Source organism: Cedecea neteri NBRC 105707 = ATCC 33855 (genome assembly GCF_001571265.1).
Lineage (GTDB): Bacteria > Pseudomonadota > Gammaproteobacteria > Enterobacterales > Enterobacteriaceae > Cedecea > Cedecea neteri.
This window is the reverse complement of record NZ_BCTL01000060.1, coordinates 16587-29112: the sequence shown is the minus strand read 5'-3', so window position 1 is coordinate 29112 and position 12526 is coordinate 16587. Positions and strand designations below refer to the sequence as shown.

Below are 12526 nucleotides of genomic sequence, written 5' to 3'. Positions count from 1 at the left end.
TGGCCGTACCGTTGGTGCGGGCGTTGTTGCTAAAGTTATCGCTTAATCGCTGATAACATTTGACGCAATGCGCAAGAAGAGGGCATCATTTGATGCCCTTTTTGTACGCTTTCGAACCAGAACCTGGCTCATCAGTGATTTTTTACCGATAATCATTGCTGAGACAGGCTCTGAAGATGGCGTTTATGCCGGATAGTGCCTGAAAAGAACCATTCGGTTTGGTTGCCTCGCCTGCGCGGGGCAAAAATGTTTGTCTGATTTATTGTGACAGGTTGGTTTATGAGTGCGAATACCGAAGCTCAAGGGAGCGGGCGTGGCCTCGAAGCGATGAAGTGGCTGGCAGTAGTCGTTTTGCTGCTCGTGGCAATCGTGGGCAACTACATTTATCGTGATATCACTCTGCCGCTTCGTGCACTGGCTGTGGTAATTCTGATTGCAGCGGCAGGTGGTGTTGCACTGCTGACGGTAAAAGGCAAAGCAACCGTAGCCTTTGCTCGCGAAGCGAGAACTGAAGTACGCAAGGTGATTTGGCCTACTCGCCAGGAAACTCTGCACACCACTTTAATCGTGGCCGCGGTTACCGCTGTGATGTCACTGATTTTGTGGGGGCTGGATGGTATTCTGGTCCGCCTGGTATCTTTTATTACTGGCCTGAGGTTCTGAGATGTCTGAAGCCCCTAAAAAGCGTTGGTACGTCGTTCAGGCGTTTTCCGGTTTTGAAGGTCGTGTAGCCACGTCGCTGCGCGAGCATATCAAACTCCACAACATGGAAGAGCTGTTTGGCGAAGTCATGGTTCCAACCGAAGAGGTTGTTGAAATCCGTGGCGGCCAACGTCGTAAAAGCGAACGTAAATTCTTCCCTGGCTATGTTCTGGTCCAGATGGTGATGAACGACGCAAGCTGGCACCTGGTGCGTAGCGTTCCGCGTGTAATGGGTTTCATCGGCGGGACTTCCGATCGTCCAGCACCAATCAGCGATAAAGAAGTTGATGCGATCATGAACCGCCTGCAGCAGGTGGGTGATAAGCCGCGTCCGAAAACGCTGTTTGAACCAGGTGAAATGGTCCGCGTTAGCGATGGTCCGTTTGCGGACTTCAACGGTGTAGTGGAAGAAGTGGATTACGAGAAGAGCCGCCTGAAGGTTTCCGTTTCCATCTTTGGACGTGCAACGCCGGTTGAACTGGATTTTGCTCAGGTTGAGAAAGCCTGATGATTTGATCGTTTAAGCAGCGATTATTGATTGCACAGGGCGCGAAATTGACATACAATTTCGCGCCTTTTGTTTTTATGTGTCGTGTACACATAAGACGTTTATTCACGGGGAGCCTCCTTGAGGCGCTATTACCCAATCAGAGGATTTTAGAATGGCTAAGAAAGTACAAGCCTACGTCAAGCTGCAGGTTGCAGCTGGTATGGCGAACCCAAGTCCACCAGTTGGTCCAGCTCTGGGTCAGCAGGGTGTGAACATCATGGAATTCTGTAAAGCGTTCAACGCAAAAACTGAATCCCTGGAAAAAGGTCTGCCAATCCCGGTTGTTATTACCGTTTACGCTGACCGTTCTTTCACTTTCGTTACCAAGACCCCTCCAGCAGCAGTTCTGCTGAAGAAAGCGGCTGGTATCAAGTCTGGTTCCGGTAAGCCGAACAAAGACAAAGTGGGTAAAGTTTCCCGCGCTCAGCTGCAGGAAATCGCGCAGACCAAAGCTGCCGACATGACTGGTTCCGACATTGAAGCGATGACTCGCTCCATTGAAGGTACTGCACGTTCCATGGGCCTGGTAGTGGAGGACTAAGAAATGGCTAAACTGACCAAGCGCATGTCCGTGATCCGTGACAAAGTTGATGCAACTAAGCAGTATGACATCAACGAAGCTATTGCTCTGCTGAAAGAGCTGGCCACTGCTAAATTCGTAGAAAGCGTTGACGTTGCTGTTAACCTCGGCATCGACGCTCGTAAATCTGACCAGAACGTACGTGGTGCAACTGTACTGCCACACGGTACTGGCCGTTCCGTTCGCGTAGCCGTATTTGCTCAGGGCCCTAACGCTGAAGCAGCTAAAGCTGCTGGCGCAGAGCTGGTAGGTATGGAAGATCTGGCTGACCAGATCAAAAAAGGCGAAATGAACTTCGACGTTGTTATCGCATCTCCAGATGCAATGCGCGTTGTTGGCCAGCTGGGTCAGGTTCTGGGTCCACGCGGCCTGATGCCAAACCCGAAAGTTGGTACCGTAACCCCTAACGTTGCTGAAGCAGTTAAAAATGCTAAAGCGGGTCAGGTTCGTTACCGTAACGACAAAAACGGCATCATCCACACCACCATCGGTAAAGTGGACTTTGACGCTGACAAACTGAAAGAAAACCTGGAATCTCTGCTGGTTGCGCTGAAAAAAGCAAAACCATCTCAGGCGAAAGGCGTGTACATCAAGAAAGTTAGCATCTCCACCACCATGGGTGCTGGTGTTGCCGTTGATCAGTCCGGTCTGACCGCGGCTGTGGCGAACTAATAATCGCCTTTACGCGGGCGAAAGATTAGTCTAATATCTTACGCCCGTTGTTCTGTTAATACAGAACACAATGAATTTTCGGTTGGAGCCTGGCCTTATCCAGGCCTCCGTCCAAGACCGCAGGTGTTTCGCAAGAGACTTAATTGCCTGCGTAGACGGTGACAGAACCTGAAGAATATTTTTAGATAGTCTTTAGCTTGTTTCTGCTCACCGTATGTAGACGCGTTTTTCCATTGTGGTTAAGCGCGAAGTGAGTTCCGGGACTTATGTCCCGGCTAAAACCCAGGAGCAAAAGCTAATGGCTTTAAATCTTCAAGACAAACAAGCGATTGTTGCTGAAGTCAGCGAAGTAGCCAAAGGCGCGCTGTCTGCAGTAGTTGCGGATTCCCGTGGCGTTACTGTTGACAAAATGACCGAACTGCGTAAAGCAGGTCGCGAAGCCGGCGTTTACATGCGTGTTGTTCGTAACACCCTGCTGCGCCGTGTTGTTGAAGGTACTCAGTTTGAGTGCCTGAAAGACGCGTTCGTTGGTCCGACCCTGATTGCATACTCTATGGAACACCCGGGCGCTGCAGCTCGTCTGTTCAAAGAGTTCGCTAAAGCGAATGCAAAATTTGAGGTCAAAGCCGCTGCCTTTGAAGGTGAGCTGATCCCGGCGTCCCAAATCGACCGCCTGGCAACTCTGCCGACCTACGAAGAAGCAATTGCACGCCTGATGGCAACCATGAAAGAAGCTTCGGCTGGCAAACTGGTTCGTACTCTGGCTGCTGTACGCGATGCAAAAGAAGCTGCTTAATCGCAGTTCTCTTTATCAAGTATTCGCTTACGTATAAACTTATTCTGATATTCAGGAACAATTTAAATGTCTATCACTAAAGATCAAATCATTGAAGCAGTATCCGCTATGTCCGTAATGGACGTTGTAGAACTGATCTCTGCAATGGAAGAAAAATTCGGTGTTTCTGCTGCTGCTGCTGTAGCTGTTGCTGCTGGCCCAGCTGAAGCTGCTGAAGAGAAAACTGAGTTCGACGTTATTCTGAAAGCTGCTGGCGCTAACAAAGTTGCCGTAATCAAAGCGGTTCGTGGCGCAACTGGTCTGGGTCTGAAAGAAGCTAAAGACCTGGCAGAAACCCCGAATGCCGTTCTGAAAGAAGGCATCAGCAAAGATGACGCTGAAGCTCTGAAAAAATCTCTGGAAGAAGCTGGCGCTGAAGTTGAAGTTAAATAAGCCAACCCTTCTGGTTGCAGCCTGAGAAATTAGGCTGATGGCTGGTGACTTTTTAGTCACCAGCCTTTTTGCGCTGTAGGGTATCAGTGGCGTTTCACGCTGTTTGACCGCTGATTACCTCCCAATGTTTGTTCCTATCGACGCCTTAATATATTGCGTCTTTTCGCGCCGGGAGTTCCGGGGCAAAGCGTAACGAAATGGTTTAAGAGTGATAGAAACAAGTATTGCGGGAAGTGTTCCACTTTCCGATCCACAAAATAGTGTTGCATAAACTGCCCCTTCCGACGGGCAGATGGGTCGACTTGTCAGCGAGCTGAGGAACCCTAATGGTTTACTCCTATACCGAGAAAAAACGTATTCGTAAGGATTTTGGAAAGCGTCCACAAGTACTGGACATTCCTTATCTCCTTTCTATCCAGCTTGACTCGTTCCAGAAGTTCATCGAGCAAGATCCCGAAGGTCAGTACGGTCTGGAAGCGGCTTTCCGCTCCGTATTCCCGATTGCAAGCTACAGCGGCAATTCCGAGCTGCAGTATGTGAGCTATCGCCTGGGCGAACCTGTATTTGACGTTAAAGAATGTCAAATCCGTGGCGTGACGTATTCTGCTCCGCTGCGTGTAAAACTGCGTCTGGTGATCTACGAGCGCGAAGCGCCGGAAGGCACCGTTAAAGACATCAAAGAACAAGAAGTGTACATGGGCGAAATTCCGCTCATGACCGACAACGGGACCTTCGTTATCAACGGCACTGAGCGCGTAATCGTTTCTCAGCTGCACCGTAGCCCGGGCGTGTTCTTCGACAGTGACAAAGGTAAGACCCACTCTTCAGGGAAGGTACTGTATAACGCACGTATCATTCCTTACCGTGGTTCCTGGCTGGACTTCGAATTCGACCCGAAAGATAACCTGTTCGTGCGTATTGACCGTCGCCGCAAACTGCCTGCGACCATCATCCTACGCGCACTGAACTACACCACTGAGCAGATCCTTGACCTGTTCTTTGAGAAAGTTAATTTCGAAATCCGTGACAACAAGCTGCAGATGGAGCTGGTACCGGAACGCCTTCGTGGCGAAACCGCTTCCTTCGACATCGAAGCTGACGGCAAAGTGTACGTTGAAAAAGGCCGCCGCATCACCGCGCGCCATATTCGCCAACTGGAAAAAGACGATATCAAACATATCGAAGTTCCTGTTGAGTACATCGCCGGTAAAGTTGCGGCTAAAGACTACGTTGATGCTTCTACCGGCGAACTGATTTGCCCGGCGAACATGGAACTGTCTTTGGACCTGCTGGCCAAGCTGAGCCAGTCAGGCCACAAGCGCATTGAAACGCTGTTCACCAACGATCTTGATCATGGTGCATACATCTCCGAGACCGTACGCGTCGATCCAACCAATGACCGCCTGAGCGCGCTGGTTGAAATCTACCGTATGATGCGTCCTGGTGAGCCACCAACGCGTGAAGCTGCGGAAAGCCTGTTCGAGAACCTGTTCTTCTCCGAAGACCGCTATGACTTGTCCGCGGTTGGTCGTATGAAGTTCAACCGTTCTCTGCTGCGTGATGAAATCGAAGGCTCCGGTATCCTGAGCAAAGATGACATCATCGAAGTTATGCGCAAGCTGATCGGTATTCGTAACGGCCAGGGCGAAGTGGATGATATCGACCACCTCGGCAACCGTCGTATCCGTTCCGTAGGCGAAATGGCGGAAAACCAGTTCCGCGTTGGCCTGGTACGTGTTGAGCGTGCGGTGAAAGAGCGTCTGTCCCTGGGCGATCTGGATACCCTGATGCCTCAGGATATGATCAACGCCAAGCCTATCTCCGCAGCAGTGAAAGAGTTCTTCGGTTCCAGCCAGCTGTCTCAGTTCATGGACCAGAACAACCCGCTGTCTGAGATCACGCACAAACGTCGTATCTCCGCGTTGGGCCCAGGCGGTCTGACTCGTGAGCGTGCGGGCTTCGAAGTACGTGACGTACACCCAACCCACTACGGTCGTGTGTGTCCAATCGAAACCCCAGAAGGTCCAAACATCGGCCTGATCAACTCCCTGTCTGTGTACGCACAGACTAACGAATACGGCTTCCTTGAGACTCCGTATCGTCGCGTTGTTGACGGCGTTGTGACCGACGAAATTCATTACCTGTCTGCTATTGAAGAAGGTAACTACGTTATCGCTCAGGCGAACACCAACCTGAACGAAGAAGGCCGTTTCGTAGACGACCTCGTTACCTGCCGTAGCAAAGGCGAATCCAGCTTGTTCAGCAACGACCAGGTTGACTACATGGACGTTTCCACCCAGCAGGTGGTTTCCGTCGGTGCGTCCCTGATCCCGTTCCTGGAACACGATGACGCCAACCGTGCATTGATGGGTGCGAACATGCAACGTCAGGCGGTTCCAACTCTGCGTGCTGACAAGCCGCTGGTTGGTACCGGTATGGAACGTGCTGTAGCCGTTGACTCCGGCGTTACCGCCGTAGCTAAACGTGGCGGTACCGTTCAGTACGTTGATGCCTCCCGTATCGTTATCAAAGTTAACGAAGACGAGATGTACCCAGGCGAAGCGGGTATCGACATCTACAACCTGACTAAGTACACCCGTTCTAACCAGAACACCTGCATCAACCAGATGCCGTGTGTGTCCCTGGGCGAACCAATCGAACGTGGCGACGTGCTGGCAGACGGCCCGTCTACCGACCTCGGTGAGCTGGCGCTTGGCCAGAACATGCGCGTGGCGTTCATGCCATGGAACGGTTACAACTTCGAAGACTCCATCCTCGTATCCGAGCGTGTTGTTCAGGAAGACCGTTTCACTACCATCCACATTCAGGAACTGGCTTGTGTGTCTCGTGACACCAAACTGGGGCCGGAAGAGATCACCGCCGACATCCCTAACGTGGGTGAAGCTGCGCTCTCCAAACTGGATGAATCCGGTATCGTGTATATCGGTGCTGAAGTGACCGGCGGTGACATTCTGGTTGGTAAGGTTACGCCGAAAGGTGAAACTCAGCTGACACCAGAAGAGAAGCTGCTGCGCGCAATCTTCGGTGAGAAAGCGTCTGACGTTAAAGACTCTTCCCTGCGCGTACCAAACGGCGTTTCCGGTACCGTCATCGACGTTCAGGTCTTCACCCGCGATGGCGTGGAAAAAGACAAACGTGCGCTGGAAATCGAAGAGATGCAGCTGAAGCAGGCTAAGAAAGACCTGTCCGAAGAACTGCAAATCCTCGAAGCTGGTCTGTTCAGCCGTATCTATGCCGTACTGGTTTCCGGTGGCGTTGAAGCTGACAAGCTCGACAAACTGCCGCGTGACCGCTGGCTGGAACTGGGTCTGACCGACGAAGATAAGCAAAACCAGCTGGAGCAGCTGGCAGAGCAGTACGACGAGCTGAAGCACGAGTTTGAGAAGAAACTCGAAGCTAAGCGCCGCAAAATCACTCAGGGCGATGACCTGGCACCTGGTGTGCTGAAAATCGTGAAAGTGTATCTGGCCGTTAAACGTCAGATCCAGCCTGGTGACAAGATGGCAGGTCGTCACGGGAACAAAGGTGTTATCTCCAAGATCAACCCGATCGAAGATATGCCATATGATGAGAACGGCACGCCGGTAGACATCGTACTGAACCCGCTGGGCGTACCATCTCGTATGAACATCGGTCAGATTCTGGAAACCCACCTGGGTATGGCTGCGAAAGGTATCGGCGAGAAGATCAACGCCATGCTGAAACAGCAGCAGGAAGTCGCCAAACTGCGCGAATTCATCCAGAAAGCGTATGACCTGGGTACAGACGTTCGTCAGAAGGTTGATCTGAACACCTTCACCGACGATGAAGTTCTGCGCCTGGCTGAAAACCTGAAAAAAGGTATGCCGATTGCTACTCCGGTATTCGACGGTGCAAAAGAGTCGGAAATCAAAGAGCTGCTGCAACTGGGCGGTCTGCCATCTTCTGGCCAGATTACCCTGTTCGACGGCCGTACCGGTGAGCAGTTTGAGCGTCAGGTAACCGTAGGTTACATGTACATGCTGAAACTGAACCACCTGGTTGATGACAAGATGCACGCGCGTTCTACCGGTTCTTACAGCCTGGTTACTCAGCAGCCGCTGGGTGGTAAGGCTCAGTTCGGTGGTCAGCGCTTCGGTGAGATGGAAGTGTGGGCGCTGGAAGCATATGGCGCTGCCTATACCCTGCAGGAAATGCTGACCGTTAAGTCTGATGACGTGAATGGCCGTACCAAGATGTATAAAAACATCGTGGATGGCAACCATCAGATGGAACCGGGCATGCCGGAATCCTTCAACGTACTGTTGAAAGAAATCCGTTCGCTGGGTATCAACATCGAGCTGGAAGACGAGTAATCGTTGCTCAAAAGGTCCAGGGTGCCCGGCTAACGCCGGGCATCACAGAGTGCTAACTCCGACGGGAGCAAATCCGTGAAAGACTTATTAAAGTTTCTGAAAGCGCAAACTAAAACCGAAGAGTTTGATGCGATCAAAATTGCTCTGGCCTCGCCAGACATGATCCGTTCATGGTCTTTCGGTGAAGTTAAAAAGCCGGAAACCATTAACTACCGTACGTTCAAACCTGAGCGTGACGGTCTGTTCTGCGCCCGTATTTTTGGGCCAGTAAAAGACTATGAGTGCCTGTGCGGTAAGTACAAGCGCCTGAAACACCGTGGTGTGATTTGTGAGAAGTGTGGCGTAGAAGTTACCCAGACTAAAGTTCGTCGTGAGCGTATGGGTCACATCGAACTGGCTTCTCCAACTGCCCACATTTGGTTCCTGAAGTCTCTGCCATCTCGTATCGGCCTGCTGCTGGATATGCCGCTGCGTGATATCGAGCGCGTACTGTACTTCGAATCTTATGTTGTTATCGAAGGCGGGATGACCAACCTCGAGCGTCGTCAGATCCTGACTGAAGAGCAGTATCTGGATGCGCTGGAAGAGTTCGGTGACGAATTCGACGCGAAGATGGGTGCGGAAGCTATTCAGGCCCTGCTGAAGAGCATGGATCTGGAGCAAGAGTGTGAAACTCTGCGCGAAGAGCTGAACGAAACCAACTCCGAAACTAAACGTAAAAAGCTGACCAAGCGTATCAAGCTGCTGGAAGCGTTCGTTCAGTCTGGTAACAAACCAGAGTGGATGATCCTAACCGTTCTGCCGGTTCTGCCGCCAGATCTGCGTCCGCTGGTACCGCTGGATGGTGGTCGTTTCGCAACCTCAGATCTGAACGATCTGTACCGTCGCGTTATCAACCGTAACAACCGTCTGAAGCGTCTGCTGGATCTGGCTGCGCCAGATATCATCGTACGTAACGAAAAACGTATGCTGCAGGAAGCGGTAGATGCCCTGCTGGATAACGGCCGTCGCGGTCGTGCCATCACCGGCTCTAACAAACGTCCTCTGAAATCTTTGGCCGACATGATCAAAGGTAAGCAGGGTCGTTTCCGTCAGAACCTGTTGGGTAAACGTGTTGACTACTCCGGTCGTTCTGTTATCACCGTAGGTCCATACCTGCGTCTGCATCAGTGCGGTCTACCGAAGAAAATGGCACTGGAGCTGTTCAAACCGTTCATCTACGGCAAGCTGGAACTGCGTGGCCTCGCGACCACCATCAAAGCTGCTAAGAAAATGGTTGAGCGTGAAGAAGCTGTCGTTTGGGATATCCTGGACGAAGTTATCCGCGAACACCCGGTACTGCTGAACCGTGCACCAACTCTGCACCGTTTGGGTATCCAGGCATTTGAACCTGTTCTGATCGAAGGTAAAGCTATCCAGCTGCACCCGCTGGTTTGTGCGGCCTATAACGCCGACTTCGATGGTGACCAGATGGCAGTACACGTTCCGCTGACGCTTGAAGCTCAGCTGGAAGCGCGTGCGCTGATGATGTCTACCAACAACATCCTGTCCCCAGCGAACGGCGAGCCAATCATCGTTCCTTCTCAGGACGTTGTATTGGGTCTGTACTACATGACCCGTGACTGTGTTAACGCCAAAGGCGAAGGCATGGTGCTGACTGGCCCTAAAGAAGCTGAGCGTATTTATCGCGCTGGCCTGGCCTCTCTGCATGCGCGCGTTAAAGTGCGTATCACCGAATACGAAAAAGATGCTCAGGGCACATTCGTTGCGAAAACCAGCCTGATCGACACGACCGTTGGCCGTGCGATTCTGTGGATGATCGTACCGAAAGGCCTGCCTTTCTCCATCGTCAACCAGGCGCTGGGTAAAAAGGCAATCTCTAAGATGCTGAACACCTGTTACCGTATTCTGGGCCTGAAACCGACCGTTATTTTTGCGGACCAGACGATGTACACCGGCTTTGCTTATGCAGCGCGTTCAGGTGCATCCGTTGGTATTGATGACATGGTCATCCCGGAGAAAAAACACGAGATCATCAGCGAAGCGGAAGCCGAAGTTGCTGAGATCCAGGAACAGTTCCAGTCCGGTCTGGTTACCGCTGGTGAACGCTATAACAAAGTTATCGATATCTGGGCTGCGGCGAACGATCGTGTATCCAAAGCGATGATGGATAACCTGCAAACCGAAACCGTGATTAACCGTGACGGTGTCGAAGAACAGCAGGTTTCCTTCAACAGCATCTACATGATGGCCGACTCCGGTGCTCGTGGTTCTGCAGCGCAGATTCGTCAGCTGGCCGGTATGCGTGGTCTGATGGCTAAGCCAGATGGCTCCATCATCGAAACGCCAATCACCGCGAACTTCCGTGAAGGTCTGAACGTACTCCAGTACTTCATCTCCACTCACGGTGCTCGTAAAGGTCTGGCGGATACCGCACTGAAAACGGCGAACTCCGGTTACCTGACTCGTCGTCTGGTAGACGTTGCCCAGGATCTGGTCGTCACTGAAGACGATTGTGGCACCCTGGAAGGCATCACCATGACGCCGGTTATCGAAGGTGGCGACGTTAAAGAGCCGCTGCGTGACCGCGTACTGGGCCGTGTGACTGCTGAAGACATTCTGAAGCCGGGCACTGCTGATATCCTGGTTCCACGCAACACGCTGCTGCACGAACAGTGGTGTGACCTACTGGAAGCTAACTCTGTTGACAGCGTGAAAGTCCGTTCCGTAGTAGGTTGCGAAACTGACTTTGGCGTGTGTGCACACTGCTACGGTCGCGACCTGGCACGTGGTCACATCATCAACAAAGGTGAAGCTATCGGGGTTATCGCGGCACAGTCCATCGGTGAACCTGGTACACAGCTGACGATGCGTACGTTCCACATCGGTGGTGCGGCATCCCGTTCTGCTGCTGAATCCAGCATTCAGGTTAAGAACAAAGGTAGCATCAAGCTCAGCAACGCGAAGTCGGTTGTGAACTCCAGCGGTAAACTGGTTGTGACCTCTCGTAACACCGAGCTGAAACTGATCGACGAATTCGGTCGTACCAAAGAGAGCTATAAAGTGCCTTACGGTGCTGTTATGGCGAAAGGTGATGGCGAGCAGGTTGCCGGCGGTGAAACCGTAGCAAACTGGGATCCACACACCATGCCGGTTATCACCGAAGTAAGTGGTTTCATCCGCTTCACTGACATGATTGACGGCCAGACCATTACTCGTCAGACCGACGAGCTGACCGGTCTGTCTTCTCTGGTCGTTCTGGATTCCGCTGAGCGTACTGCGGGTGGTAAAGACCTGCGTCCTGCTCTGAAAATCGTTGATGCTAAAGGCAACGATGTTCTGATCCCAGGCACCGATATGCCGGCTCAGTACTTCCTGCCGGGTAAAGCGATTGTTCAGTTGGAAGATGGCATTCAGATCAGCTCCGGTGACACCCTGGCGCGTATTCCTCAGGAATCCGGCGGTACCAAGGATATTACCGGTGGTCTGCCACGCGTTGCGGACCTGTTCGAAGCCCGTCGTCCGAAAGAGCCGGCAATCCTGGCTGAAATCAGCGGCATCATTTCCTTCGGTAAAGAAACCAAAGGGAAACGTCGTCTGGTTATCACCCCGGTAGACGGTAGCGAGCCGTACGAAGAGATGATTCCGAAATGGCGTCAGCTTAACGTGTTCGAAGGCGAGCGTGTTGAACGTGGTGACGTAGTTTCCGATGGTCCAGAGTCTCCGCACGACATCCTGCGTCTGCGTGGCGTGTACGCTGTAACTCGTTACATCACTAACGAAGTACAGGACGTTTACCGTCTGCAAGGCGTTAAGATTAACGATAAACACATCGAAGTTATCGTTCGTCAGATGCTGCGTAAAGCAACCATCGTTAACGCAGGCAGCTCCGACTTCCTGGAAGGCGAGCAGGCTGAATACTCACGCATTAAGATCGCTAACCGCGAACTGGATGCGAACGGCAAGATCAACGTGACTTACATGCGCGATCTGCTGGGTATCACCAAAGCCTCTCTGGCAACCGAGTCCTTCATCTCCGCGGCATCGTTCCAGGAGACCACTCGAGTGCTGACCGAAGCAGCCGTTGCGGGCAAACGCGACGAACTGCGCGGCCTGAAAGAGAACGTTATCGTGGGTCGTCTGATCCCGGCCGGTACCGGTTATGCGTACCACCAGGATCGTATGCGTCGCCGTGCAGCGGGTGAAATCCCTGCGGCACCTCAGGTGACTGCTGAAGACGCTTCTGCCAGCCTGGCAGAGCTGCTGAACGCAGGCCTGGGCGGTAACGACGAGTAATCGTGCTATACGCCTGAAATAAAAAACCCGCTTCGGCGGGTTTTTTTATGCCTGACATTGGTAAAACAGCGCTTCCATTCTGCATCATGGCGATTTAATTCTCTGGAAGTCATTGCCTTCGTGCGTATGACGTTTATCTCAAT

General features: G+C 52.2%; 8 protein-coding genes. All 8 read left to right on the top strand.

What is annotated here, in order from left to right; genetic code table 11:
- The first annotated feature begins 279 nt into the window (after positions 1–279).
- Positions 280–663 carry a preprotein translocase subunit SecE gene (gene secE, locus CNE01S_RS21150; RefSeq protein ID WP_008460146.1) on the top strand — a complete coding sequence of 128 codons (384 nt, stop codon included), beginning with the start codon at positions 280–282 and terminating at the stop codon, positions 661–663.
- Between the two features lies 1 nt (position 664).
- Positions 665–1210 carry a transcription termination/antitermination protein NusG gene (nusG, locus tag CNE01S_RS21145; protein ID WP_002438628.1) on the top strand — a complete coding sequence of 182 codons (546 nt, stop codon included), beginning with the start codon at positions 665–667 and terminating at the stop codon, positions 1208–1210.
- A 154-nt stretch (positions 1211–1364) separates the two neighbouring features.
- Positions 1365–1793, top strand: a complete 429-nt coding sequence (rplK, locus tag CNE01S_RS21140; protein ID WP_008460147.1) for a 50S ribosomal protein L11 — start codon at positions 1365–1367, stop codon at positions 1791–1793.
- A 3-nt stretch (positions 1794–1796) separates the two neighbouring features.
- Positions 1797–2504: a 50S ribosomal protein L1 gene (rplA, locus tag CNE01S_RS21135; protein WP_008460148.1), complete on the top strand. Its 708-nt coding sequence runs from the start codon at positions 1797–1799 to the stop codon at positions 2502–2504.
- A 298-nt stretch (positions 2505–2802) separates the two neighbouring features.
- Entirely contained in the window at positions 2803–3300 is a 498-nt protein-coding gene (gene rplJ / locus CNE01S_RS21130) for a 50S ribosomal protein L10 (protein WP_002438625.1), read from the top strand.
- Between the two features lie 66 nt (positions 3301–3366).
- On the top strand, positions 3367–3732 hold the full coding sequence (gene rplL, locus CNE01S_RS21125; RefSeq protein ID WP_038476789.1) for a 50S ribosomal protein L7/L12: 366 nt from the start codon (positions 3367–3369) through the stop codon (positions 3730–3732).
- A gap of 326 nt (positions 3733–4058) precedes the next feature.
- Positions 4059–8087: a DNA-directed RNA polymerase subunit beta gene (gene rpoB, locus CNE01S_RS21120; protein ID WP_061278316.1), complete on the top strand. Its 4029-nt coding sequence runs from the start codon at positions 4059–4061 to the stop codon at positions 8085–8087.
- A 75-nt stretch (positions 8088–8162) separates the two neighbouring features.
- Entirely contained in the window at positions 8163–12383 is a 4221-nt protein-coding gene (gene rpoC, locus CNE01S_RS21115; RefSeq protein WP_061278314.1) for a DNA-directed RNA polymerase subunit beta', read from the top strand.
- Positions 12384–12526: the final 143 nt, after the last annotated feature.